Origin of the sequence: Aeribacillus sp. FSL K6-3256, from assembly GCF_037965805.1 — a bacterium.
Taxonomy (GTDB): domain Bacteria; phylum Bacillota; class Bacilli; order Bacillales; family Aeribacillaceae; genus Aeribacillus; species Aeribacillus composti.
Genome location: NZ_CP150188.1, coordinates 719,405 through 746,390, shown reverse-complemented (window position 1 = coordinate 746,390; position 26,986 = coordinate 719,405). Strand labels below are relative to the sequence as shown.

The 26,986-nt window shown below is 39.0% G+C and carries 25 protein-coding genes; 6 read left to right on the top strand and 19 right to left on the bottom strand.

The window, feature by feature from the left end; all coding sequences use genetic code 11:
• Positions 1–545: 545 nt before the first annotated feature.
• From NSQ84_RS03555 to NSQ84_RS03545, 3 genes are read left to right on the top strand one after another with little or no spacing between them, the layout of a single operon-like run.
• Positions 546–854 (top strand): metalloregulator ArsR/SmtB family transcription factor, encoded by a 309-nt coding sequence (locus NSQ84_RS03555; RefSeq protein WP_063389190.1) that lies wholly within the window; start codon positions 546–548, stop codon positions 852–854.
• A 14-nt stretch (positions 855–868) separates the two neighbouring features.
• A complete protein-coding gene (locus NSQ84_RS03550; protein WP_066249822.1) occupies positions 869–1,780 on the top strand; it encodes a cation diffusion facilitator family transporter in 912 nt (303 codons plus the stop codon).
• A gap of 21 nt (positions 1,781–1,801) precedes the next feature.
• The gene (locus NSQ84_RS03545) at positions 1,802–2,848 is read left to right on the top strand and encodes an NAD(P)/FAD-dependent oxidoreductase (protein WP_066249825.1); all 1,047 of its coding nucleotides are present in this window, start codon (positions 1,802–1,804) and stop codon (positions 2,846–2,848) included.
• A 316-nt stretch (positions 2,849–3,164) separates the two neighbouring features.
• Here the strand turns inward: NSQ84_RS03545 and NSQ84_RS03540 are convergent, their stop codons facing one another.
• From NSQ84_RS03540 to NSQ84_RS03460, 17 genes are all read right to left on the bottom strand, one after another.
• On the bottom strand, positions 3,165–4,355 hold the full coding sequence (locus tag NSQ84_RS03540) for a PDZ domain-containing protein (RefSeq protein ID WP_066249828.1): 1,191 nt from the start codon (positions 4,353–4,355) through the stop codon (positions 3,165–3,167).
• A 553-nt stretch (positions 4,356–4,908) separates the two neighbouring features.
• Positions 4,909–6,354, bottom strand: a complete 1,446-nt coding sequence (locus NSQ84_RS03535) for a S41 family peptidase (protein ID WP_339212220.1) — start codon at positions 6,352–6,354, stop codon at positions 4,909–4,911.
• 501 nt (positions 6,355–6,855) lie between these two features.
• Entirely contained in the window at positions 6,856–8,163 is a 1,308-nt protein-coding gene (locus tag NSQ84_RS03530; protein ID WP_066249834.1) for a M23 family metallopeptidase, read from the bottom strand.
• Between the two features lie 72 nt (positions 8,164–8,235).
• Positions 8,236–9,126: a permease-like cell division protein FtsX gene (gene ftsX / locus NSQ84_RS03525; protein ID WP_066249836.1), complete on the bottom strand. Its 891-nt coding sequence runs from the start codon at positions 9,124–9,126 to the stop codon at positions 8,236–8,238.
• Positions 9,119–9,805, bottom strand: a complete 687-nt coding sequence (ftsE, locus tag NSQ84_RS03520; protein WP_063389197.1) for a cell division ATP-binding protein FtsE — start codon at positions 9,803–9,805, stop codon at positions 9,119–9,121. The genes ftsX and ftsE overlap by 8 nt, the downstream gene beginning before the upstream one ends.
• A 314-nt stretch (positions 9,806–10,119) precedes the next feature.
• Positions 10,120–10,452: a cytochrome c551 gene (gene cccB / locus NSQ84_RS03515; RefSeq protein ID WP_063389198.1), complete on the bottom strand. Its 333-nt coding sequence runs from the start codon at positions 10,450–10,452 to the stop codon at positions 10,120–10,122.
• A 265-nt stretch (positions 10,453–10,717) separates the two neighbouring features.
• Positions 10,718–11,819, bottom strand: a protein-coding gene (gene prfB, locus NSQ84_RS03510) for a peptide chain release factor 2 (protein ID WP_130158800.1) whose coding sequence is annotated in 2 segments (ribosomal slippage) — positions 10,718–11,746 and positions 11,748–11,819 — 1,101 coding nt in all. Because the reading frame shifts where the segments join, the coding sequence is not laid out codon by codon here.
• Between the two features lie 137 nt (positions 11,820–11,956).
• Positions 11,957–14,467: a preprotein translocase subunit SecA gene (gene secA / locus NSQ84_RS03505; protein ID WP_063389200.1), complete on the bottom strand. Its 2,511-nt coding sequence runs from the start codon at positions 14,465–14,467 to the stop codon at positions 11,957–11,959.
• Between the two features lie 188 nt (positions 14,468–14,655).
• Entirely contained in the window at positions 14,656–15,207 is a 552-nt protein-coding gene (raiA, locus tag NSQ84_RS03500; RefSeq protein WP_063389201.1) for a ribosome-associated translation inhibitor RaiA, read from the bottom strand.
• A gap of 171 nt (positions 15,208–15,378) precedes the next feature.
• A complete protein-coding gene (locus NSQ84_RS03495; RefSeq protein ID WP_066249842.1) occupies positions 15,379–15,732 on the bottom strand; it encodes a hypothetical protein in 354 nt (117 codons plus the stop codon).
• Positions 15,732–16,133 carry a flagellar export chaperone FliS gene (fliS, locus tag NSQ84_RS03490; protein ID WP_063389203.1) on the bottom strand — a complete coding sequence of 134 codons (402 nt, stop codon included), beginning with the start codon at positions 16,131–16,133 and terminating at the stop codon, positions 15,732–15,734. The genes NSQ84_RS03495 and fliS overlap by 1 nt, the downstream gene beginning before the upstream one ends.
• A gap of 56 nt (positions 16,134–16,189) precedes the next feature.
• Positions 16,190–17,668, bottom strand: coding sequence for a flagellar hook-associated protein 2 (locus NSQ84_RS03485; RefSeq protein ID WP_066249845.1), 1,479 nt, complete (start codon positions 17,666–17,668; stop codon positions 16,190–16,192).
• A gap of 15 nt (positions 17,669–17,683) precedes the next feature.
• The gene (gene flaG, locus NSQ84_RS03480) at positions 17,684–18,028 is read right to left on the bottom strand and encodes a flagellar protein FlaG (protein WP_063389205.1); all 345 of its coding nucleotides are present in this window, start codon (positions 18,026–18,028) and stop codon (positions 17,684–17,686) included.
• A 366-nt stretch (positions 18,029–18,394) separates the two neighbouring features.
• Positions 18,395–18,622 carry a group II intron maturase-specific domain-containing protein gene (locus NSQ84_RS03475; RefSeq protein WP_327856547.1) on the bottom strand — a complete coding sequence of 76 codons (228 nt, stop codon included), beginning with the start codon at positions 18,620–18,622 and terminating at the stop codon, positions 18,395–18,397.
• Between the two features lie 575 nt (positions 18,623–19,197).
• On the bottom strand, positions 19,198–20,310 hold the full coding sequence (locus tag NSQ84_RS03470; RefSeq protein ID WP_063389206.1) for a cupin domain-containing protein: 1,113 nt from the start codon (positions 20,308–20,310) through the stop codon (positions 19,198–19,200).
• Between the two features lie 24 nt (positions 20,311–20,334).
• Positions 20,335–20,814 carry a DinB family protein gene (locus NSQ84_RS03465; protein ID WP_066248864.1) on the bottom strand — a complete coding sequence of 160 codons (480 nt, stop codon included), beginning with the start codon at positions 20,812–20,814 and terminating at the stop codon, positions 20,335–20,337.
• A complete protein-coding gene (locus tag NSQ84_RS03460) occupies positions 20,811–21,761 on the bottom strand; it encodes a fumarylacetoacetate hydrolase family protein (protein WP_339212219.1) in 951 nt (316 codons plus the stop codon). Before NSQ84_RS03460 ends, NSQ84_RS03465 begins: the two co-directional genes overlap by 4 nt.
• A gap of 138 nt (positions 21,762–21,899) precedes the next feature.
• Here NSQ84_RS03460 and NSQ84_RS03455 point away from each other — a divergent pair, with 138 nt between their 5' ends.
• From NSQ84_RS03455 to NSQ84_RS03445, 3 genes are all read left to right on the top strand, one after another.
• Positions 21,900–22,700, top strand: a complete 801-nt coding sequence (locus NSQ84_RS03455) for an IclR family transcriptional regulator (protein WP_066248859.1) — start codon at positions 21,900–21,902, stop codon at positions 22,698–22,700.
• A gap of 14 nt (positions 22,701–22,714) precedes the next feature.
• The gene (locus NSQ84_RS03450; RefSeq protein WP_063389210.1) at positions 22,715–23,485 is read left to right on the top strand and encodes an IclR family transcriptional regulator; all 771 of its coding nucleotides are present in this window, start codon (positions 22,715–22,717) and stop codon (positions 23,483–23,485) included.
• A 118-nt stretch (positions 23,486–23,603) separates the two neighbouring features.
• Positions 23,604–24,872, top strand: coding sequence for an AMP-binding protein (locus NSQ84_RS03445; RefSeq protein ID WP_311066887.1), 1,269 nt, complete (start codon positions 23,604–23,606; stop codon positions 24,870–24,872).
• A 283-nt stretch (positions 24,873–25,155) separates the two neighbouring features.
• On the opposite strand, the gene NSQ84_RS03440 is transcribed toward NSQ84_RS03445, so the two are convergent.
• Entirely contained in the window at positions 25,156–25,728 is a 573-nt protein-coding gene (locus NSQ84_RS03440) for a hypothetical protein (protein WP_311066886.1), read from the bottom strand.
• A 33-nt stretch (positions 25,729–25,761) separates the two neighbouring features.
• The gene (locus tag NSQ84_RS03435) at positions 25,762–26,985 is read right to left on the bottom strand and encodes an NAD(P)/FAD-dependent oxidoreductase (RefSeq protein WP_311066885.1); all 1,224 of its coding nucleotides are present in this window, start codon (positions 26,983–26,985) and stop codon (positions 25,762–25,764) included.
• Position 26,986 lies beyond the last annotated feature (1 nt).

The following is a 26,986-nucleotide window of genomic DNA, read 5'->3' as shown; positions in this document are numbered from 1 at the left end:
TTCCGACATTTTTTGATCTGGCAGAAGCTGCTATTCATGCCCGGCTTCACCTGTTCCTGTATGAAGGCTAGCCGACAGCGTGAATTAACCAAGTTAACGTTTAGGCAAGGCTGTTCAAGAACGAGAGGTTATCTTCTGCTAGTCAATGATTAAAATAAACATATTGAAATGCTCAATTTCCATGCTTGGCAGCTTCTCAAAAAGATAACTGAATCGACTTCTCAATGATTGCTCGCAAGTACCCTGAAATGTCTTTATACGATCAATTTAGAACATTCTCTCCAGCTGCAATCTACTTTGAAGCAATCATCTTTTAAAAACTGCTTCATTTATCTCATTGCTAATGTCACTTTTAAAGAGCTCTTAGATTTCTTAAGCCCACTGAAAATGCCTCAGAACTAGTTGACCGTATTTCCAATCTGAAAGGTTCCCTCCTCATTATGTACTGTTAAACAGATTTCCTAAACTTGACAAAAGACAGAATGCAAAATACAATAAAATATGAACATATGCTCATATATAATAAAAGAACGAGGGAATTATGAATGAAGACGGAAGATCATTCTTTCTTAAAACCTGAAACAATTGAACATATATCGCAAATATTTAAGGTGTTAGCCGATCCTACTCGAATTAAAATTCTTTATTTGTTATCACAAGAAGAGTGCAGCGTAAATCATATTGCCGAAGTGTTGGAAATGTCTCAATCAGCAGTTTCCCATCAGCTTAGTATATTGCGAAATCTTAGACTTATTAAGTATCGCCGTGAAGGAAAAACACTGATTTACTCCTGTAATGACGAACACGTTTTTTCATTATTAAAACAAGCCATTGATCATTCTGAACATCAGTAAGGAGGCATTTGGCCATGAACAGCCATCACCACTCTCACGACCATCACGACTTTAACAGGGAAAACAATAAAAAAGGACTTATAATTGCATTGCTCATTACTGTTGGAATTTTGCTGTTAGAGTTTTTCGGGGGGTTAATTACAAACAGTCTGGCCCTTCTTTCTGACTCTGGACATATGCTTAGTGACGCCAGTTCGCTTGCTCTTAGCCTAATTGCTATATGGTTTGCGGCCAAACCAGCCTCCCCAAATAAAACGTATGGCTTTTATCGTTTTGAAATTTTAGCCGCTTTGTTTAATGGAGTTACCTTGTTTGTTATCGCTGGATTTATCATTTGGGAAGCTGTTCAGCGTTTTTTCAATCCGCCGACTGTAGCAAGCGGCTCGATGATGTTGATTGCGTCTATTGGTCTTTTTGCTAATCTTTTAAGTGCCTGGGTGTTAATGAGAAAAGGTGATGTGAAACATAATGTCAATGTTCGCAGCGCTTATCTTCACGTTATCGGCGATGCATTAGGCTCTGTCGGAGCCATTGCTGCAGGATTCATCATGTGGCTCTTTGACTGGTATATAGCAGACCCTATTATTTCCATTTTAGTTGCTTTATTAATATTAAAAGGCGCTTGGGGAGTTTTGAAGCATAGCATACACATTTTGATGGAAGGAACGCCCGTTACCATTGATCAAAATGAAGTGAAGAAAGCCTTAAAAAGTATTGAAGGTGTGAAGGATGTTCACGACCTGCATATTTGGACGATTACATCAGGTTTAGACTCACTAAGCTGCCATATTTTAATTGAAGATCATCAAGACAGTCAAAAGGTGTTACAAGCTGCCATTCACATGATTGAAGAAAAATTTAAGATTTTGCATACAACCATTCAAATTGAAACCTCTCAAATCCATCATGGAAAAATGAAAGTCTAGCTTTTTTCGGAGTTGATTGAAATGAGACAAAATGTTGATGTTCTTGTAATCGGTGCTGGCCAAGCAGGATTAGCGATGGGGTATTATCTAAAGCAACACGATATATTATTTGCCATTGTCGGCAAGGAAAATCGAATCGGAGATGTTTGGAGAAATCGTTACGATTCTTTAGTGCTTTTTACCCCTCGATCGTTTAGCTCCTTGCCAGGAATGGTCTTAATGGGTGACCCGAACGGATATCCAACTAAGGATGAAATAGCCGATTATTTAGAGGATTATGCTCAAAAATTCGAATTGCCTATTCATCTGAATACAGAAGTCATTTCTCTTCAAAAAGAAAATGAGATTTTTAAAGTGACAACCAACCATAGGAGATATATGGCAAATAAAGTGGTTATAGCAACAGGGCCTTTTCAAAAGCCTTATCTTCCACCATTTGCCGAAAGCTTATACGATCAAGTGTATCAAGTGCATACATCCGGCTATTTGAATCCATCTCAATTGCAAGATGGCTCTGTTTTAGTAGTCGGTGCAGGAAATTCTGGAGCGCAAATTGCAGTTGAATTGTCCGAAGACAGAGAAGTTTATTTATCAGTAGGTCATAAAATGAGATTTCTCCCACTTGAAATTATGGGGAAAAGTATTTTCTGGTGGTTTCAAAAAATAGGTTTATTAGACGTCCATATCAACAGCCCGTTAGGCAGGTTGATCAGTAAACAAAGCGATCCTATTTTCGGTAAAGAGCTGAAACATTTATTACAAGAAGGCAAAATAAAAATGAAGCCTAAAACAGAGAGTGTTTCAGGAGATGTTATCTCTTTTGCAGATAACAGTCAAATTCAAGTTCAAAATGTCATTTGGGCAACCGGATTTTATTTTGATTACAGCTGGATACAAATTCCTAATGTTTTAGATCATAGAGGAAAGCCCGTTCACCAACGAGGGGTTACTCCTGTGAAAGGATTGTACTTCTTAGGATTGCCTTGGCAATATCGGAGAGGCTCCGCTCTTATCGGAGGGGTGGGCGCCGATGCAGAGTACTTGATAAATGATATTTTAAACCATTGAAGGTGCTTGCAATGTTTAGCTAAAGTTTTTCTAGCCGCGGCTATTTTCATGATTAGACATATTTACTGAAAGGCTTCAAATATTATTGAACAATGTCAGTTCCTTTGTACAATAATTTCTCGAGCCTAATTCTGCTAGCTATAACATTTTTTGACGTAAAAAACCACTTAGCCAATCATTGACTAAGTGGTTTGATGTGATAGAGAAAATATACCTTTATCGTTCCGGAAAAAAAATAAAACTCATTCCGAAGAATTATGGCCTATTCCTAAAAATTATGTCGCTATTCCGGTTGATTATGAACCATTCATACCGGTTAAGAGGCTTCTGACTTCCACTTCTCATCTTGCACAAAGAGCAAGCCGAGTTCATGATGCTCCCCTTCGTATAAGGCGCGTTGGACGAAACGGATTTCTTTGTTATGTCCTAGTACCTCCAACTTACAATGCGTCCTGCTTATCTGCAGCGCTTCGTAAAATTCGTACGTTGTTTTTACATTTTTTCCATTCACCTTTGTTATAACTTCTCCCGCTTTTATTCCCATTTTCTCTCCCGGGGATTGAGGAAGCGTGCCTAATACGACCAGTCCATAATCTTGTTTCGAGAAATAAAAAGCGGCCGAATTATCATTCATCCTTTGTTTTACAGTTATTAATCCCTTTCCTATCAATGCTAGAGCCGCGGCAACAAACGACAGAAATGGAGCCCACAACGAAGCAGCAGCAACAACAAGAGAAATAATTCCAAGAATCGAAATGCGCCGGCCTGTTACTTGAATGCTTTCCTTTGGCAAAGACCCTTGAATTCTTTGATAAAAACCGACAAAATACGGAATCATCACGAGCATAAATGGTTCACCATTTAAAGAAATAATTGGCCACCAAGAAAAAGGAGATTCCAATGAACCGCCTGGAACTAAAAGCATTAACGGAATCATCCATGTTCTGTTCGCTACATGATTCCCAATCGGCATTCCTCTCTTGCTTTTTATGATAAATGGGGATGTATGGTAATGTGCTGTTCGATAGATGAGAATCCCTTCACAAATAAGCAAAAAGCTCAAAAATAGCGACAAGACGCTGTAGTTTGTTTTATCAAGGCTCACAAAAAATTCATCGATCCAAGGAGATTGATCTGCCACTCCATTTAATAAAGCTGTTAAAAAAATCGTTCCGCCCAATGAGATACTTGATGACAAAAAACGCGGCTGAAAAGTTAAACTAACAGCCAGCAGCCAAATAGTCAATAAAACGAGTGTTCCGAATGGAATCCACAGTCCTAGAAGCATGAAAAGAACAGAAAGGATAAGGCCAGCGATAATTCCCTTCGTATAAGTAAAACGAATATCGTCAAACACATCATATACGCGCACATGAAAAGATTTTCGTTCTCTTCTAACCCGCCAATATCCATTTAAAAAGGAAAAAATGAGAAAGAAATACAAAAGCGGATGCAAGAAAAAACGGCCTATGCTGAAAAGCAATTCTAAAAGCCATTGTCCAACCAAACGGCCCACCCCTTTTACGAATCATATGAGACTTTCCTCTATTTTATCAAATCTTTTAAAAAAGAAGCTAGAACGTCATATAAAAAACTGGAAATAGGTAAAAAGGCCGATTGACCAAATTCATGGAGCAGCGGCTTTTTTGGCTTCATACCGCTTTTTTCTAAAAAGCTGAATGAATCAGACTTGCAGCAAATTGATCAAAAAATTGAGTAAGGAAACAGCCACTTAACAATGCCGCTCTGTCACTTCCCGATGATTTAAAAGAAAACGCAGCCATATTGTCATAAAGCTGCGTCCATCCTCTGTATAATTGTAAATTTCACTACGATATGAAAGCAGAAATTTTCTCAACTGAAAAGCCTGCACAAGGAAGCGAAATCTCATTTAGAGGCTGTCCATAAAGTGAAATCCCTATTGAAAACAAAAAATCATAAACATCGATATATCAACGTTTCTAAAACATTAAAGGGGGCGTCAATAAGCCGTAAAAACGACTTAATAGACAGCCCCTTAAACAAAATGCAAAAGAAAAGCTGCCGTATTTTTTCAATACTTAAGAAGATCGTGCTAATAGTGAAATGGCAGTTTGCAGCTGCAAGTCATTTTGTTTTGAACGAGTTTCTTTTGTGATCAATTCATTCATTTTTATAGCTGTTTTTTGATCCACTTTCCCCGTCACGGATAAACCGTTCATTTTTTGAAAAGCCTTTACAGCCAGCTCGGTTTCTAAACTGAAATAACCGTCTTTTCTCCCAGGATCATAACCTAGTCCTGATAATAATATTTGTGCAATGCGAACTTGTTCATTATTCATCTCTTTCTTTAGTGGCTGTAAAATATCGAGCGGTCCAGCTTTAAAATAATCCGGCTGCGATATTTTTACCGTTGGTTCCACACCTTTTTCATGAATCCAATTTCCTTTAGGAGTCAACCATTTGTATAACGTCAGCTTTATGTTGCTTCCATCATCCAGCGGTATTGTTTGCTGAACTGTTCCCTTTCCAAAGGATTTTTCGCCGACAATGGCATACCCTCCTGCTTCTTTCAACGCAGCTGCCAAAATTTCCGAAGCAGATGCGCTGCCGTTGTCAATTAAGACTGCAATAGGATAATGCTTCTTTTCTTTTAATGTTGAATAATACATCTCCCTTTTTCCGTCTCTCTTTTCTATTTGAATATATGGTGCATGATTAGGGACGAGCTGCTGCAAAATTTGCTCTACAGCCTGCAAATATCCCCCCGGATTGCCGCGAACATCGATGACTAGACCGTTAATTTTCTTTTTTTCTAACATTTTTAGTTTTTGTTTAAAGTCATCAGCTGTCCTTTCAGAAAATGAAGTAATATGCAAGACGCCTAACCGCTTGCCATTTTTATTGATTTCGGAGCTGAACACTGTTTCAATCGGAATCTCATCCCGCTTTACTTCAAAAAACAATAAATCTTTACTTCCAGGGCGGCGTATCGTAAGTTTGACGGTTGTTCCTTTTTCTCCTCTGATTTTCAGTACTGCATCATGAAGATCTGAACTGGAAACTGTTTTACCATCAATTTTCACAATTTCATCATTTGGCTTTAAGCCCGCTTTTTCCGCCGGCGAATTTTTAAATGGTGAAATAATGGTTATTTTGCCGTTGTTCATCCCGATTTCGGCACCGATTCCTTCAAATGAAGAATCAAGGGACTCTGTAAATTGTCTAACAGTTTCTTTATCCATATAGACTGAGTATGGATCGCCTAAAGAAGATAACATCCCTTGAATGGCACCTTCTAGGAGACGTTTTTTGTCGACTGGATGGACATATTTTTTAGAAATTAATTCATACGTTTTTATAAATTTCTCCAATCCTGGAATGGTTTCATCTGCACTTTGCGCAGATGCAGCAATTGTTTTATTTTCCAGCGATTCATTATTTTCAGCATGACCGTGCACATCCAAAACGACGATGGAACTGGTCACTATCCAAAACACTGTAATCAATTTTATTATTTGTTTCATATGTTTTTGCCTTCCTTTCCAACAATCCGAATTATTTATAGCGTATGCAAAGCTTGTACAAATCATGTGCGGATTACAGGAAAAGGAAAAGCAATTCAAAAAAACTTAATATACCGCCCTTTGACAAGAATTTGACCGCTTCTAGCCAGGTTCCATCAAGAAAATAGAAAAATCATCCAACGATCATCTTTGCTTTGAAAATGGGTAAGGTGTTTTGTTCTCATGAAACGCTTTCCTTTTCTTTTAGTCAAGCAAACTGCCTACACCGGCATAATCATACGGGAGGAGTAACTATATTTTTTGTAATTATCTATCACTACATGAAAAAGAATTATTGTGAAAATCAATCCATTGAAGCTTGATGTAATCTCCCGTTTCCTCTATTTTTTGCATCGATGAAACACGATCAGAAGAAAACTGTTTTGCAATTTATAAAAAAAATAACAATGCACAACAAACTCTTCTTCCCTTAAGAGCTTATTGTGCATTGTTAATAAATTTTTATGGAAGAACGCTTAAAGGATTGATCGCGCTGGATTTGCCTCGCCATGTTCCGTTATGTACTTCAAAATGCAAGTGCTGCCCTGTTGATCTTCCTGTATTTCCCATATATCCAATAAACTGACCTTGGCTCACTTTTTGACCACTTGAAACGTTAATGCTTCTCAAATGCCCGTAAAGTGTAGTATACGTTTTACCGTTAATATTATGGATGATCATAATAACATTGCCGTAGCCGCTCATTTGTCCAGCATAACTAACCGTGCCGCCAGCAGAAGCGTAAACTGGAACCGTTCCCCGTTTTGCAATATCAATTCCTGCATGGAATCTGCCCCATCTCATACCCATTTTAGAGGTAAGAACACCTGAAGCCGGCCAGATAAAAGATCCGCTTCCTGCAGCTGATGATACAGATGGTTCTGGTGAAGATCCGCCATCGCTTGAAGCAGCAGCTTTATCGCTTGAAGCAACAGTTTTATCACTTGATTTAGAAGCAGATTGTGAAGCTTGAGCCTGTCTAGCCTTTTCTTCTTCTAGTCTTTTTAAATATTCTTGCTGCTGTTGTTCAATCATTTTTTGCTGCTTTGCCAGCATAGCATCTTGATGTACCAAATCTTCTAATTGATCCATTGCCTGGCCATGTTCCGCTTCCAATTGCGCCAACAATTTATCTTTTTCATCAATTTGCTTATCTAGCTCTTGTTTCAATGAAGCCAATTCAGATAAAGCTTCTTCCAAAGAGGACAGCTGCTTGTTTAATTTAGCCTCCGCTTCCTCTTTCAGTTTCATATCTCTTTCATGCTCTTCAATAATTTTTTGATCCGCATCAACGATCGTTGTAACAGCGCTTATACGAGTTACAAAATCATTGAAGCTTTTCGCACCTAAGATAACGTCGAGATAGCTGATTGTACCTCCGGCTTCCTGCAAGGATTTTGCCCGTTCTTTTAACAGTTCATTCCGCTTTTCAATCCGTTTTTTTACTTCAGCAATTTGTTTTTTCAACTGTTCAATTTCAGCTTTAGTTTTCTTGATTTCATTCTCTTTCTCTTCGATTTTTTCACCAGTATCCAGCAATTTTTCATCTAACTTTTTAATCTCTTGATTAAGTTGATTTTGTTTTGTCTCTAATTCTTTTACTTCACTTTTCTTGCTTTCTATATTCGACTGAACATTGGACCGCTCATTTTGAATTCTTGCTTTTTTCTCCTCAAAGGATGACGCATAAGCGCTTTTGCTCAGCGGTACAAATACCCCGCTTGTCCCCAATATAGCTGTAAGACTTAATGTCACTATTCTCTTTTTCACAATCCGGTTCCTCCTCTTAATTCATGTTTTCAATCAATTCGATCTGGTATGGCAAGAGCTGCCTAAGATAAACTACACTTTCAAAAACTTTCGAACAGACATTAAGCTTCCCCATATGCCGATTAAGACGCCGATTAACAATAAGATAGCCGATATTTGAAAAACAAAAGGAGAAAATGGCAACAACTCAACAAAAGAACCTTGAATATAAGGAACGGCAATATTTACTAAGCTATTGTAGCTGACAACTAAAACTGTAATTGGTATGACAGCTCCCAGCGCTCCTAAAAACAAACCTTCTAAAAAGAACGGCCAGCGTATAAACCAGTTTGTTGCACCAACAAGTTTCATAATTTCTATTTCTCGTCTGCGGGCAAATATAGTGATTTTTATAGTGTTTGAGATTAAAAACATCGCAGTAAACACAAGTCCGATAATCAAGACTATACCGATATTTCTTGAAACGTTGACAACTTCAAACAATTTTTTCACAGTTTCTTCTGCATATTGAACATTTTCGACATAGCGCATTTTTTTAATTTCTTCCGCTACCACTGGAGTATCTTCGGGAACTTTCGTTTTGACGATGAAAACATCGTTTAAAGGATTATCCTGTTCAAATAGCTTGAATGACTCTCCTTTTTCACCGAAGCTTTTAATTAATTTTTCCAGCTCCTGGTCTTTGGAAGAAAATTGGACATTCTCTACTTTTTCTAGATTTTTCAATTTCGATTCAAGTTGGTTTTGAGCGTTTTGATCTGCTGTCCTGTCAATTAGCACGGTTATTTCAACATCTTCTTCAATATTGCTGGCAATATTATTTAAATTCATCATAATAACCAAAAACGTGCCGACCAAAAGAAGGGTCACTGTTACGGCTGATATAGAGGCTACGGACATCCAAGCGTTTCGCCCAAGACTTTTTACCGCCTCCCGCAAATGACGACCGAGAGTTTTATTCATAAAGACCATACTCCCCTCTCGCCTCATCGCGTACAATTTTGCCGTCCTCAATCGTGATAACCCGCTTTCGAATCGTGTTCACGATCACTTTATTGTGGGTGGCCATTAACACCGTTGTGCCCCGATTGTTGATTTCCTCTAGCAATCTCATAATCTCCCAAGAGGTTTCAGGGTCCAAATTCCCTGTCGGCTCGTCTGCTATTATAACAGGCGGATTGTTTACTATGGATCTAGCAATTGATACGCGCTGCTGTTCACCGCCAGACAATTCGTCAGGGAAGGAACGGGCCTTATGCTTCAATTGCACAAGATCAAGCACATTTAATACTTTCTTTTTAATGTTCTTCGGATTTTCCCCGATCACTTCCAAAGCGAAGGCAACATTCTCATAAACAGTCAATTTCGGCAATAATTTAAAATCTTGAAAGACAACCCCGATATTTCTCCGCAAATACGGCACTTCTTTTTCTTTTAGGTTTTCTAGTTGTATACCGTTTATGACAATACTGCCTTTTGTAGGCTTTTCTTCCCGATACATCAATTTGATAAATGTCGATTTTCCAGCACCGCTAGGACCTACGATGTATACAAATTCGCCTTGATTGATTTTTATTGAAATACCGTTAATGGCCAAAACACCATTCGAATAGGTTTTATAAACATCCTTCATTTCGATCATGCTATCACCTGAAGTCATTGAATTATTTCAGTACTTAGTCAAAAAAATTTTTATAACTTGAAACTAATGTTATTTTCTATTCGTCTATTAATTATGAAGCAGAAAACAAATCTAACATCCTTCCCACAAAAAACATTATAACATCATTTTTCGTCAAAAATAGACTTTTTCATATTACATTTTTGTTTCAATATCATATTTCGAGGGAAAATTTTTAAAATTCTTGTAAAAAAAACTACAAAATTTTCTATTATCTGCTATTTTTTTCTATAGCATAAAAAAGCGAGGGTGATCATGTCCCCTCGCTTCTTATGTTACTTTTGTCCTGCAAGCCACTCAGCAACAACATCTGCTTCACTATCGTTCAATAAACCTTTTGGCATAGCGCCTTTGCCGTTTAAAATAATATCTTTTATTTCATCTTTGCTATATTTGCTTCCAACTTTCTGTAAACTCGGACCGGAAGCACCTTCAAGATTTTGTCCATGGCAGCTTGTACAATTTTGTTTTATCAGATCTTCTGCAGATGCAGTATTCTCAGCTTGATCTGTTCCGCCATTTGTTCCACTTTCTTGGTCATTCCCGCCGCCCCCGCATGCAGCTAATACGAGTGAAAGACCAAATACTAAGATCAAGAACTTTTTCACTGCGAAATCCCCCTTCGCCAATTAGTCTCGAAGATATTATAACCTAATTATTGAGGTTTCAATCTGAAACAAATTGACCAACATTTGACAATCCTGTGAAAATAACTTGAATATTGATAAAAAAGAAAAGAAACCGGGATGTCCCGGTTTCGACAAGTTCTCTAATCAAATGGAATTTAGGGCAGTTTTTCTTCGTAATTTTTCCGCATCACATTTCTATTCGCTCATCTTTTGTAAACGAGTCATCATCCTTTTCATAACAGCCTTAAGACAATTTTGCTCTTAAATATGCATCAATAAATGCATCAATTTCCCCATCCATTACAGCTTGAACGTTGCCGATTTCGACATTTGTCCGGTGATCTTTCACCAATGAATATGGATGGAAGACATAAGAACGGATTTGGCTACCCCAGCCAATTTCCTTTTGCTCTCCTCGAATTTCCGCTAATTCTTTTTCCTGCTCTTCAATTTTTAATTGGTATAGCTTAGATTTTAACATTTTCATTGCTCGTTCTCTGTTTTTAATTTGAGAGCGCTCCGTTTGACATGTCACGACAATTCCAGTTGGCAAGTGTGTAATCCGTACCGCCGAGTCGGTCGTATTTACGTGCTGCCCTCCCGCACCGCTTGAACGGTACGTGTCAATTTTCAAATCCTCGCTTCTAATTTCAATATCGATTTCATCATTAAATTCTGGCATCACTTCGCAGGAAACAAAGGAAGTATGGCGGCGGCCTGATGCATCAAAAGGAGAAATGCGCACTAACCGATGGACTCCTTTTTCCGCTTTTAAATAGCCATATGCATTGTGTCCTTTAATTAACAGCGTTACACTTTTTATTCCTGCTTCATCACCCGGAAGATAATCGATCGTTTCAACTTTAAATCCTTTCTTTTCCGCCCATCTCGTATACATTCGCAGGAGCATAGATGCCCAGTCCTGAGATTCCGTCCCACCTGCTCCCGGATGAAGCTCTAAAATCGCGTTGTTTTTATCGTAAGGCTCATTTAAAAGAAGCTGTAATTCAAAATTATTCAATTCCTTCGTTAATTTTTTCAATTCGGATTCAAGCTCTCTTTGCAAATCATCATCCGGCTCTTCTTTAATAAGCTCGTAAGTTACTTGAAGATTTTCATATGATTCATTTAAATGGTTAAATTCTCCGACAAGATCTTTTAAGGCGTTTGCTTCATTAATTACCTTCTGAGCTGCTTGCTGGTCATCCCAAAAATTTGGCGCAGCCATTTGCTCCTCTAATTTTTTTATGCGTGCTTCCTTCTCTTCTAAGTCAAAGAGACCCCCTAAAATCCGCTAATCGTTTAGCCATTTTCTCCAGTTCATTCCGAATTTCTACTAAATCCATTAGTCCATCACCTCTAAAAATTTTTTGCACAGTATACTATATTTTTGCAGATTCGCTTTGTCCACTTATACATTAATTAAAAAATTTATGGGACAGGCGAGACTGACATCTCGCCACACCCATTCTATTTAAAATCGTTATCTTCCGCAACAATGTTTGTATTTTTTGCCGCTTCCGCACGGACATGGCTCGTTGCGGCCAACCTCTTTTGCTTTTCTGACAGGTTTCTTTTTCGTCTGGGCGTCTCCTTCTTTCGGCTGCACGGCTTCGCCGACCGCCACTTCCTGACGTTCCAAATTGTTTTGAATTTCAGCTTTCATTATATATTTTGTAACCTCTTCTTGGATGGACGCAATCATATTTTCAAACATTGTGTAGCCTTCCAATTGATATTCACGAAGCGGATCGGTTTGTCCGTATGCACGTAAATGAATACCTTGGCGAAGATGATCCATTGCATCGATGTGATCCATCCATTTTGTATCAACGGCGCGGAGTACAATGACTCGTTCAAATTCACGCATGTTTTCCTCGCCAAAAGCAGCTTCTTTCTCATCATAACGCTTCTTCGCTTTTTCCCAAATGATATCAATGATTTCATCCGATTCTTTTCCGCGAAGGTCATTTACATTAAAGTCATCTGCTTCATCCAAAATATTGGCTTTTACCCAGTCGACTAATCCTTCAAGGTTCCAGTCTTCTGGAAGCTCTTCTTCAGGCGTAAATGACTGTACAACACGGGTAATCGTTTGTTGAATCATGTCTTCAACATTTTCTCGCAGATTTTCAGATTCAAGCACTTCATCTCTTTGTTTATAAATAATTTCACGCTGCTGACGGAGCACATCATCATATTGAAGAAGCTGCTTCCGCGCATCAAAGTTGTTTCCTTCCACCCGTTTTTGCGCCGATTCCACAGCACGGGTAATCATTTTGCTTTGAATCGGCTGGGAATCGTCCATTCCAAGCCGATCCATCATGCTCATCATACTTTCTGAACCGAATCGGCGCATCAGTTCATCTTCCATTGACAAATAAAACTGCGTAACACCCGGGTCTCCTTGACGTCCAGAACGTCCTCTCAGCTGATTGTCAATTCTTCGGGATTCATGGCGTTCTGTGCCGATGACAGCTAATCCACCCAACTCTTTTACGCCTTCGCCGAGCTTTATATCCGTTCCCCGTCCGGCCATATTTGTCGCGATCGTCACAGCATTCTTTTGTCCGGCTTGTTCAATAATTTCTGCTTCCTTTGCATGGTTTTTTGCATTCAACACATTGTGCGGAATTCCCCGCTTCTTAAGCATATTAGAAAGCAATTCAGATGTTTCAACCGCGACTGTACCTACTAGAACAGGCTGACCAATCATGTGCCGCTGAACGATGTCTTCTACAACCGCTTTAAATTTCCCCTCCATTGTACGGTAAACGAGGTCCGGACGATCTTCGCGGATAACCGGCTTGTTTGTCGGGATGGTAATAACCTGCATGTTATAAATGTTGCGAAATTCTTCTTCTTCTGTTTTCGCAGTCCCTGTCATTCCCGCCAGCTTTTCATACATTCGGAAATAGTTTTGGAACGTGATCGTTGCCAACGTCATGCTTTCATTTTGAATTTCAAGGCCTTCTTTCGCTTCGATTGCCTGATGCAAACCGTCGCTGTAACGGCGGCCTTTCATTAACCGTCCGGTAAATTGGTCTACAATGATCACTTGTCCGTCTTCAACAACATAATCAACGTCTTTATGCATGACGACGTGGGCTTTCAGCGCATTGCTGATATGATGGTTTAGTGTGACGTTTTTTAAATCGAACAAATTATCAATATGGAAAGCACGCTCCGCTTTTTCAATCCCTTCTTCCGTAAGTTGAACGGATTTCGTTTTTTCATCATAAGTATAATCTTTATCCTTTTGAAGCGTTCTGACAAAAGCATTTGCCTGAATATACAGTTTGGTGGATTTTTGTGCTTGTCCAGAAATAATAAGCGGAGTTCTTGCTTCATCAATTAAAATGGAGTCTACCTCATCGATTACCGCAAAATGCAGAGGGCGCTGCACTTTTTGTTCCTTGTATAAAACCATATTGTCGCGCAAATAATCAAACCCAAGTTCGTTATTTGTTGAATAGGTGATATCAGCTTCGTAAGCAGCCTTTTTCTCCTCTTTTGACATACCGTTTAAATTTAAACCAACAGTCATGCCGAGAAATTCAAAAATTTTGCCCATTTCTTTTGCGTCCCGGCTTGCCAAATATTCATTGACGGTAACGACGTGAACGCCTTTCCGCGTCAACGCATTTAAGTAAACAGGCATCGTTGAGGTTAATGTTTTCCCTTCACCTGTCTTCATTTCCGCAATATTGCCTTCGTGAAGGGCAATAGCTCCCATAAGCTGTACTTTATATGGATACAGGCCGAGCACTCTGTGAGCGGCTTCTCTTACAACTGCGTAGGCTTCCACAAGCAGATCATCGAGTGTTTCTCCCTTTTCAAGCCGTTCCGCAAACTCAGCTGTTTTTGACCTCAATTCCAAATCAGAAAGCTTTCTCATATCTGGACCGAGAGCATTTATTTTTTCAGCTATTTTTTCATAACGAGCTAAAGTGCGTTTATTCGGATCAAACACTTTATTTAAAAGTCCAAGCATCTTTAACGCTCCTTAATTTATTTTATTATTTTAGTTTCTTTTAAATTTTATCACTGCTTTTCCAAGCGTACAACTTTTGCTGTGTGAAAGTCTTTCCATAAACCCGTCCCATTTGTCTACATTTTATTTGCTTGAAGGTAAAAAAAGTACAGCCAAGGTAGGCTGCACTTTTTTATATATAATAAATTTTACTCATTCGGTTCAATTAATCCATAGCGGCCGTCTTTTCTGCGGTAGACAACATTTGTTCTATTTGTATCAGAGTTCGTAAAAACAAAGAAGTTATGGCCGAGCATGTTCATTTGCAAAATAGCTTCCTCAGTATCCATCGGCTTTAAATTGAACCGTTTTGTTCTTACAAGTTCGATATCCTCTTCATTCACATCAGTGTCATCATTCGTTTCCGCATTGATGAAATATTTAGCATCAACTTGTTGTTCACGAAGCTTCCGGTTTACTCTTGTTTTATGCTTGCGGATCTGACGTTCAAGCTTATCAACGACAAGATCAATCGCAGCATACATATCTTCATGATATTCCTCAGCACGCATCACTAAATGCGTCATTGGAATCGTTACTTCAATTTTAGATTCTTTGTCATTATAATATTTTAAATTCACATTTGCATCGGCTTGTACTCCATTATCAAAATAACGTTCAAGTTTAGATAATTTTTTTTGTACATATTCTCTTAATGCTGGAGTTACTTCAATGTTTTCCCCTCTAATGTTGTATTTCATATTGAGCTCCTCCTTTTATTAAGGGATATATATATAGTTCGATATTTCGTTCGTTTTTCCTTTCACAAAATAAAAAAATCGTGAACATTTTATGAATGCTGATGAGCGGGGAAAACGATTTTCACACTTTCATCCATCGCTACATGATCGTGTCTTTTTGTACATATATTGCTATTTTTTCTTATCATAAAAAATGCCATCAATAGTGGCATTCGCATAAGAGTTCATATATTTTTTTGTCATCTCTTTCTGGGCTTTCATCTTGACGATATCATGTTGTATCTCTTGTTTTATTAGTTTAAGCTGCTCAACAAGAATTTGATTCAATTGGATAATTTTTCTTCCTGCTTCTTTCTCCTTGGGCGTGAAGGGAGGATTCATGCTTTTTGTTAACTCCTCCCGTTTTGCTAGCAAGTCTTCTATTTTTTGTATCACTTGATCACGGTCGCGATGTTGATCTTTAGACCGTTTTGTCAATTCCACTAACTCTTCCGTTATTTCCAACAATTTTTCCACTTCGTCCATTACGCCTGTCCGCCTTCACTATGCCGCTGTTTCCGGTTGATTTGGATTACTTCTTTCCACGTATCTCTGAACTCTGTCACATATCCTTCCACTTCTTCAATAATGGTGACATCGTTTTTAAAATTGGCCTCAACAAGCCGTCGATTCATGTACTCATACAGTGCGTACATATTTTTAGAAATCTCAATATCCATATTTAGCGTGGCCATTAGTTCACAAATGATTCTTTGTGCTTTTTGCAAATTTTCGTTTTTTTGTTGGATAGATTTTTCTTCTATTGCTTTTTTCGCAAGCTTTAAAAATTTTAAACACCCGTTATAAAGCATTAACGTGAGTTCACCCGGTGATGCAGTTTGTACGCTGTTTTCCAAATAAGATTGATAAGGATTGTTCATTGCCATTTAAGACACTCCTCAGATATCATATCCATTAAAAAGTAAATAGTAAAGGCAGACGATTAAGCGCCGCCTCCAAATAATTGCATCAAATATGCTGACTGTTGGTTCGCCCGCTGAATCGCCTGTTCCATTGCCGTAAATTGCCGATAATATCTTGATTCGATTTGTATAAGCCGATCTTGAAAGGCATTGATTCGATTATCCAAATCTTTTAAGTTTTTTCCAATCGTAAACTGGTCATTTGTAGACAAAGACGTTCCCGCTTTGTCTTTGATTTTTGTCATCATACCTTTCAAAGAATCGCGGAGACGGCGGGCAATCCCTTTATCATTGTAAGATTCGCCGTCAGACATAAATAGTTTATAGATCGCTTCTGGATTTTCCTGAATTTTTTCCCGGAGTTTATTTTCATCAATTGTAAGTTTGCCTCGGTCCAAATAATTGGCTGTTGTTGAAATCCCAATATCCGTAAGCTGCTTAAACCCTTTCAAAGTATCTCCGGCGACAGGAGAATATAAATCCAACCGCATTTGATTAAGACCGCTTGTTAAAATCGCATCGCCGCGAAGAAGGCCGCTTTTCGCTTTTTCTTCCCACAGCTCGATTTGCTTTTCCGTCATTTCCTCTTTTTGTTCATCCGTTAGGGGAGGAAAATTCCGGAAGCGCTCTTCTGTTAATTTGCCATTAATCTTTTCAATCACTTCATTATATTTATTAACAAATTTTACAATAGTATCGAGAATTGCATCAACATCTGTTGATGTAGAAATCGTAACAGGACTTGTCGTTACATTTTTAATTGTATATTCAATCCCCGCAATCGTAAATGTATTAGATGTTTGGACAGTTTCGTAGCCGTTGATTTTAACTTTTGCATTTTGACCCGCAGTTTCGGGGATTAGGTTAAACGTTGTATCATCAAGTGAAAAACCTAGGCTTTGCAAAAAATCAAATGTTTCACTATCGGCAGCTTTAATCGTTCCGCCTTCACCTGTTTTATTATTCGTTAAAACGAGCCTTTCCACACCAGATGAATCCTTTAATTTCATCCCCGTAACGCCTAGATTTGAGCTGTTGATTTTGTAGATAACATCATCAAGCGTATCATTTTCACCAATATTAATCGTCACTTCTCTCGTTTCTGTTGAACCTGGATCGGTCACTTCAAATTTTAGTGTTCTTGCACCAGATGTAAAATTATTTAACGTTGCTGCACTATATGTGGCAGCCTTAGCCAATTGTTGGACTTCAATCGCTGTCGACGTATTGGCTGAAGCGTTGATTGCCTTTGCCACAACAGCTGACTCATCAGAGCTCGTCACTTTTTTTTGCCGGAAATTCGACAGTCTGTATACGCCGTCAAAAATCAATCTGTCCAATTCGTCCAACAGCTTGTTGATTTCCCTGTAGCTGTCGCGCTGCCATTCAAAAATTTGCTTTTGTTGGACCATTTTATCGAGCGGAATTCTTTCCGCCTTCATTAAATCTTTTACGAGAGCGTCAATGTCCATTCCGCTTGCCAAACCGACAATTCGCATTGTTTCCACCCCTAGTTAAATTTTCCGATCCACGATTAATCCCATCAGCTCTGCCATTGCCGCATATATATCAAGCATTTTTTTCGGAGGAATTTCCCTGATGACTTCGTTCGTCTCTACATTGACAACTTGTACAAAATATTCTTTCAGTTCTTCATGAAGTACAAATTGAATCGATGTTTTAATCGGCTTCAAAAAATTGTTCAAATCCTCAATTGCTTCCTCCAGCGTAACTTTAGCTTTTTTTTCTTCTTCTTGGACAGGCTGCTGGTTTTCAGGCATTGACAATTTTTCCTCTTTTCCTTGCATATCCTGCAAAAAAGCATTATTATTAACACCGGTTATCTTTTGTATTCCCATATTCCTTCTCCTCCGAGGAATTCTTGCTATTTTATTTATCGGTAAAAAATTGCCTTGTTTTAGCATCTTTTGACAAAACATTCATAACTTTATTGAAATGATTTCTTAATTTTTAAAATATTGAGTTTATGAAATCGGTAAGCTGAAGGGTTGCTTAAAATCCACACAACCATTTTTTATTCTTCTAAAAGCTTAAGTCGTTCAAGATGGGGAAGGCTTCCAATTTACTAGTAGAGTAGAAAACTGTTTTCAAAGGGACAGCCTATGCTGTCTCTTTTGCTCTCAGCTTCCCCTCATCAAACCGTACGTGAGGTTTTCCCTCATACGGCTTTTCGACGTTCTTCTTCCTTTGGCTTTCGTTCTTGTCTAACTTGCTAATTTCACTAATAAGCCTTGTGTTAATTTTATAACTTCTTTCATTCTCGCATGTTTCTTCCTTTGGTTCTTCTTCTTATTCCAGTACAGAGTAAGTCTTTCTAATACATACCAGTCCACTTTATTTATCCACTTCTTGGCGATGGACGAAATACTGTAGTAATTCTTAAATCCTTGTAAAATTCGATTGAGCCCTTTCACCAGTTCTTTGATGTCCATAAATCGCTTGTTCCTTGGACTCGTATATTCCTTAAATTCATTTTCATTTTCTTCATGGCTTTCTTACTTGGAAATGTGAGACATGACATAAACTTTTGAGCCACCCTTGTTCATCACAGGAAATTTCCGATGGTGTAGATCTAGAAAGTCAAATCCGTTTGTGTCGTCCCATAGGCTGACCAGTTTGGATCTCTGTGTTGATTCCAAGGTCGAGTTTCTTCATGATGGCTTTTAGTACTTGAATGTTCTCCAGCGCCTCGTTTTTCGTGCGACACATGATCACGAAATCATCTGCGTATCGCACAGTTCTCCTAAGTGTAGGAACTTCTTCTTTCATATCGTGTCCATATAATGCAGGTAGCTGTTCGCTAAAAGAGACGAAATGACTCCGCCCTGCGGGGTTACCCTTTTCGGTGTTATGAAACTGTCCATCTTCCATTACACCTTAGCTGGGCGCGCTAAAAAACAAAAACCCCTTTTTCAACAATAGCTTTGTGAAAAAGGGGTTTTGAAAACCTCGTCAAAAGGTTCAGTTTTAATTTGGACCGTCAACTGCTCCATTATGCTTGCTAAGTTTAAACGAATACAGGTTGAAATTCATCGGTCACTTGTTGGAATCCATTATTTTCTTCATAAGCTTCTTCACGTTCCACATCAAATCTTTCCATAATCGGCAAATCATTCGCAGAGAACAGGTAAGAATCTTTTTCGGCAACATGCTCATGCCACGCCCAATTCGGAACAACGAAGAAATCGCCGCTTTCCCAATCAAAGCGCACACCGTTGATAATACTGTACCCAGATCCCTTATAGACATGGTAAATAGTTGAGTGCGTATGACGGTGAGCTTTTGAATGAAACCCTTTTGGAAGCAATTGCATCCAAGCGGAAATCGTCGGATTGGCTTGTTTGCCTGTTGAAGGATTGATATATTCAACCGCATATCCATCGTACGGATCTGGATCAAAGCGTTTTAAACCTTGAATAGCTGCTTCAGTCTGCTTCCATTTATAAGACCCTAACGGAGCGATTTTTGGTTCACGGTCAGAAATTGGACGAACCATGCCACCTTCATATCTTTGCGATGAGTAATTATCAGGAACTTTCGGTTGTTCAATTCCGTCTGGATAAGGATCAAAGAACGTGCCGCCAATCGAATAGATAGTTGGAATATCAAGACAGTCCATCCAAATCATCGGCTCATCACCCGGATGTCCATGACCATGCCAAAGCCCTTTCGGAGTAATGAGATAATCGCCTTCCTCCATAAAAATCCGCTCGCCTTGCACAATTGTATAAGCGCCTTTTCCTTGACTGATAAAGCGCAGCGCACTTTGCGAATGGCGATGCGAAGGCGCTACTTCACCGGGAAGAATTAATTGTACGGCAGCATAAAGCGTTTGTGTTGTTGATGCCCATCCCCAAGGCTTTCGATAAGTCAATCCAGGATTTTGAAAATAAATCGCCCGTCTTTCTCCGCCGCGCTCAGGAGTAAAAATTTCAGTTGCTTCCATCAATTTTTTATAAAGGGTTTTCCATTTCCAAAGATACGCTTCAGCTTGCGGAGTTGGCTGGCGATGCATTAAATCTGGAATAGCATCCCAAAGCGGTCCTAGATGGTATTGCTCAATATCTTTTGTGAAATCTCGGACAATTTTACTTTTAAAAAACTCATTTTTTTCCGCCATGATGAACTAACCTCCTCTATTCTTTTAAAGCTTTGATAAATTACGTTGAATTTGGCTATAATGCTTGCTTGCATGTTCGACAAGCAGGTGGTCGACAATAAAAGACATCGGTTTTGTTCCGAAACGAGGATTGCGGCTCGGAGCCTCTGATTTTAAATCTTCTTCTGACAGCTTGCTCAACACTTTTTCCACTTGATCTTTTACGTTTTCAAGCTTGTTTAGCACGTCTGAAACTTCACGTTTTTCTGTATTAGCAACAGCAGCAAGCCTGTTTTCATCCGTAAGTCCTCTTCCCCATTCTGCACCCGGCGACTCAAGCAGCCGCTCAATTTCGTTTAACCAGTATGGAATCGCTTCTTCAACATGGCAAAGAATTTGCATGATGGACCATTCTTCTTCTGATGGATTCCAACGAATGGTCTCTTCTGAAAGACTTTTTGTAGTTTCAATCATTTGGTCAATGGATTGTTTTATGCTTTCAATCGCTTCGTTCATATTAGTCATTCGCTGATCTCCCCCGTCACTTTTTTCACTTTATTTTCTAATGCACCGATGCCGTCTATCTCGATGCGGACAACATCTCCATCTTTTAAAAATACTTGAGGGTCTCTTGCTACACCAACACCTCCTGGAGTTCCTGTCAAAATGACATCTCCCGGCTCAAGGGTCATAAGTCCAGATAGAAATTCAACCAAGTACTGTACGGAAAAGACAAGATTTTTCGTGTTAGAACGCTGACGTTCTTCACCGTTAACCGTTAAGACTACTTCCAGCCCAGAAGGATCTGACAGCTCATCGGTTGTTACTAACCACGGTCCCATCGGAGCGCTTCCATCCACTGTCTTGCCTTGAAGCCATTGCAGTGTACGGCGTTGAAGATCCCGGTAAGTCACATCATTCACAATTGTATAGCCTGCAACATAATCCAATGCTTCTTCTTGGGAAACATTGCGCGCCCGTTTTCCAATCACAAAAGCAAACTCAGCTTCATAATCCAGCTGATCGGAAATTGGATAATGAGGAATGTCATCCTCCGGTCCGATGACAGTATTCGCGAATTTCGCAAAAACTACAGGATATGGAGGAATCTCTCTTCCCATTTCCAAAATATGCTCCCTGTAGTTATGGCCTACGCAAATCATTTTCCCCGGCGATGGCACTGGTGCTTCCACTTTTACATCTTCTTTGGAAAACACAAGCTGCTTTCCTTTATATTTTTCATGTTTTAAAGCAAATGCAACTGCTTCTTTTGCATAGTCCAAGCTTTCCTTTCCGCCTTGTAAAAATCCGTTCATATCTGCCGGCACATACGCCTCAGCAATTTGTTTGAAGCGCAATTTCCCTTCCGATTCCAGCTTTTTTTCAAATGCGGCATGCAGATCAATCACTTTTCCATCCTCAATTGCACCGATGCGTGTGACGCCTTGTTCTGTAAACGTGATCAGTTTCACTATTGAAACCCCTTTCATTGATTATGGTCTTGTTACCATCTTAATATTGAAAAAAATCTAAAAATACATTATTTTTCTTATATACAGAACAAAAATGGATTTCCTCATCAATCAAAAAATTTTTTACAGGTGATATGGATGACTTCTCAAAATAAAAAAAGAATTTCTTCTGTTGAAAACGCTTTAAAAATTTTAAAAAGCTTTTCAATGGACGAACCGGAACTGGGTGTGTCAGAAATAGCCGAAAAGCTAAATATCGGAAAAAGCACTGCCCACAGACTTTTAACAAGCTTAGCCAGCGAAGGATTTGTATACAAAGATATAAACACAAATCATTACAGTTTAGGTGCTTCGATCTTGACATTAACAAGCATCGTTAGCTCCCAATTGAAAATTTTAAATGAGGCGACGCCGGTTCTAAATGTTTTAACAGAGGAGACAGGCGAAAATTCGCACATTTCCATATTAGAAGGCACCGAAATTATTTATTTGCAAAAAATTGAATGCACGTATCCTTCAAAAAAAGAATATACCCATATCGGCAGAAGGAATCCTGTCTACTGCACAAGTCCCGGTCAAGCCATTTTAGCCTTTGAAGACGAAGAAGTAATCGAGAAAATTTGCTCGCAGCCCTTCAAAAAATACGGTCCGAACACGATCACTTCACCCGAGCAATTAAAAGAAAAACTTTTGAAAATAAAAAAAGAAGGCTACGCCGTTTGCAATCAAGAGTTCCAAAAAGGGATCATCGGAATCGGTGCGCCCATTTTTAATGAACATAACAAAGTGGTTGCAGCAGTGAACATTACCGGCTCTACGAAGCGAATCAATTCCATTAACATCAAGCAGCTTATAAAAAAAGTGGTGAATGCGGGAGAAAGAATTTCTGAATTAATAAAACAGAGAAAAACGAAGCAATTGTTCGGAAATGACGACTAGACTGGAGGACTAACATGAGCGAAAAATATTTGCTGTCATCTGTGAAGAACGCAATGAAAATTCTGCGTCTTTTTACACATAAACAAAAAGAGCTAGGGATTACCGAAATATCAAAAAAATTAAATATTTCCAAAAGCAGCGCCCATCGCCTTGTTTCATTGCTTGTAAAGGAAGGATTTTTATCAAAAAATCCCCGGACAAACAAGTATCGATTAGGCCTTTCGATTCTAACATTAGGAGGCGTGATTTTCAGCAATCATGAGTTATACAAAGAAGCGCTGCCTATTGTAAAAAAGCTTGTTCACACATTAAATGAATCCGCCCATATTTGTCTTTTGGAAGAGGATCAAGTAGTGTATTTGTTCCGAATTGAAAGCAGCCAGCCCGATCGGCTGTTAACATATATAGGGCGGAAAAATCCGATTCATTGCACAAGTGAAGGGTTATGCATTCTGGCTTATCAAAACAAACGAACAATTGAAAAAGTTTTGTCGAAAAAATTATATGCATACACTCCCTATACGATCACCGATCCAGACATTTTAAAAAATGAGTTAAAAAAAATTAAAAAACAAGGATTTGCCATATCAAAAGACCAATTTTATGTCGGGTATGTCGGGATCGCAGCACCAATTCGCGATTATTCCGGCAAAGTGGTGTCTTCACTGTCCATGATTGGCTCAACTGCCAGAATGACAGATGATCGGTTTCCAGTCTTTATTGAACATATTACGCAAGCAGCTAAAAGCATATCAGAGCATTTAGGGTATATCGACGGAAAATGAGTACATTTTTTAAAATTTTGAATTTTTTGTTTTGTATAAAAGAACTAGAATATTCCTTTTTCTTTCTTTTCTGACTATGATAAGAAACTAGCTACAAGTCTAAAAGGGAGGAATATTCATGGTTCATACAGTACAAACACAAGAAAATGAACTTAGGTCGCTGCAATTGCAAAAACTGAATCGATTGTTACATTTTGTTTTGAATCATAATGAATTTTATAAAGAAAAACTTGCCGGTTTAAAGCTTCCGCTGCAATCTTTGGAAGAAATGAAAAAGCTTCCTTTCACAATGAAAAAGGAATTGGTCGACGATCAAAACAATCATCCTCCATACGGCAAAAACCATTCATACCCTTTAGAGGAATATGTAAGATACCATCAAACTTCCGGCACTTCAGGGAAACCGCTGAAAATTTTAGATACAAAAAAAAGCTTTGAATGGTGGGAAACATGCTGGCTGGAAGTTTATCGCTCCAGCGGAGTTACGAAAAAAGACAGAGTATTTTTCGCCTTTTCGTTCGGTCCTTTTATTGGATTTTGGGCTGCATTTGAAGGAGCAAAACGATTAGGTGCCCTTTCGATTTCATCCGGCAGCCAAACTTCGATTGAGCGATTGAGAAGCATGATAGAAAACAGAGCAACAGTACTAGTCTGTACTCCAAGCTACGCTTTACATCTGGCGGAAGTAGCGGAAGAAAACGACATTGATATAAAAAATGGCCCTGTCCAAAAAATCATTACGGCTGGTGAACCTGGAGCCTCTGTCCCTTCTACACGAAAGCAAATTGAAAGTTTGTGGGGAGCCGTTTTATATGACCAAGTAGGCATGACAGAGATGGGAGCATACGGTTATTCTTGTTCAGAACAAAAAGGGATTCATGTCAATGAATCGGAGTTTATCGTAGAAGTGATCAATCCTAACACGTTGGAGCCGGTGGAAGTTGGTGAAAAAGGAGAATTAGTATTAACCAATTTAGGAAGAGAAAGCTATCCGGTTATTCGCTATCGGACAGGCGATATCGTGATCCGGTCTGATCAGCAATGTGAATGCGGCAATTCCTATCAATTTTTCCCTGGAGGAATTCTCGGCCGCGCAGACGATATGGTCATAATACGGGGCATTAACATTTACCCGTCTTCCATCGAATCCATTATTCGAGAATTCAAAGAAGTGAAAGAATTTCGCATCGTGTACTACACAGAAAATGAGATGGATCAAATCAAAGTGGAAATTGAATCCGATTCTGAACAAATCGTCCCTATCCTCGCAACAAAATTAAGAGAACGAGTCGGTTTAAGAATTCAAGTTGAAAAAGTTCCAGACAACGAGCTGCCTCGCTTTACAATGAAAGCGAGAAGGGTTGTGGACAATCGAAAAAAAAGATAAACACATATATATTTTTGAAAACGTTTTCCGCATAACTAGAAAAGGATGAAGATTTTCTTATCTCCAAAAAATAAAGCAGCCTTGCTTCATCTGTAAGAAGACAAGGCTGCTATTTTGCATAATTTTATTCTTCAAACTTAAAAACGGCTTTTTTCTGACAAAACTTGCATTTCTTTTTCGTGTAATGACTTAATATAATGACATGCGGTGCATCTAACAGCTTCAGCGATTCCTTTACATGCTTTTCGCACGAAAATATGGCTGCCGCACACATATGGAACCCCTACATGATATAAAATGTTTGGTTGTTTGAACCTAATGGAATATGTCCCATTTCTAAAATATCAACTAAATAGGCAAATGGATTTTCTCCCCATCCGTTTATATTTGCAGCCAATTCCCATGCGCATGCCAACACGCTGATGTACATGGCATGGCCAACTAAAAATCGAATGAATGATTCATCTGAAAATGTTTTGAAGGCACCTTTATAGACTTCATGAAATACAGCTTCCGGCAAGTGATAGACGATTTCGTTCAAAATTTCCTCTTGTCCGGATTGATCAATTTTCTCTTTCAGCCTGTCAGGCAGCACCTTCAATGCTTCCCATAAAGAGCTGTTAGTTAACCGTATGGTATCGTATATATTTCCAATTTCATCTTTTGAAATCCACTTAATTTCGTAATTTGCTATATTCAGTGATTGCAAAAATTTTTCTGCTTTATTCTGGACGTCATCATGAATTGTTCCGACATGCTGGTACCAGTTAATGTTTAGCAGACGATCCGCCATTTGATTGACTCGTTCATGCTTGAAATCATATGAAGACTGGTTCTCAATGAGCGTAATTGACATGTTTTCCACCCCTTTATCTAAAATCAAAAGCGATTAATATTTTGTTGTTAATTCAGGCGGACCAAATTTCGGGCCATAAGGGCCTTCATCAAGCCATCTTCCTAATTTCGGCACAATGGCTGTTAAAGATGCTGCAATTTCCCTTTTTAAATTCATTTCTGGAGAATTTCCTTGCAGGTGATGCAATGCAGTCGAAGAGCTGTTGCGATTCCACAAGCCTGCAATTCTCCGTTCATTTGCCGCTTTTTCAATCGCTTCGCGTCTTTTCTCTTCGCTTGAAGCATCAAGAGCCTTTTCAATTCCTTTAACAGCAATTAAAGCATCAGGAACCCCCGAATTCAGCCCTCTAGCACCAAATGGTGCAAATAAGTGGGCAGCTTCTCCTGCCAACAGAACTCTTCGTTTTTCGTCTGTATATGAATTGGCGACAACTTGATGAAATCTGTATGATGATACCCACGTAATCCGTTCTGCATATTTAGGATCCATAACTTTCGGAAGCCATTTTTTTACTCCTTCCACTTCCGAATATTCATCTGGATTATCGTCTTCCAGCAGTTGAAGGTCGATTCTCCACCCGCCTTTGAACGGTACAAACATTACATTCCGCCCGCCCATTGCCGGATGCTGATAGTGGAAAACCCTTTCAAGCGGCAGCGGATCGTTTTCATCTTCTTCAACATCAACGACAAGAAATGTATCTTTTGTTCTTGGCCCTTCAAATTTTAATCCTGCTGTTTCACGGACGACAGAACGAGCGCCGTCACAACCAATCACATATTCCGCTTCCCAAACATCCCCTTTTTCTGTCACCACTTTAATGCCGTCTTCTTCTGAAATCACTTCTTTCACAGGGGCATCCCATACAAATTCAACGCCGGCTTTTTCACAATAATCATATATAATCGATTCAATATGATTTTGATGTAACGACGTAAATGGCGGAAGCTTTGTCGGATCACTAGTATCCGTCACACCGTAATTTCTTACGTACACTTCTTTCCCTTTATAAATCGTGCGTTTTATCGGCCAGACAACACCATTTCTCGCAATTTCAAAACCAAGTCCTTCATCAATGCTTTCAAGCAGCTTCAACGTTGCGTTATGAATATAAATTGCTCGGCTTCCAGGTCTTGGCCGCCCTTTCGGCTCTGCTTCAATCACGACAGAAGAAATTCCTCTTTTTTTAAGTGCCAATCCTGCTACAAGGCCAACTGGACCGGCGCCTACAACGACAACTGTACGCTTGTTGCTCATG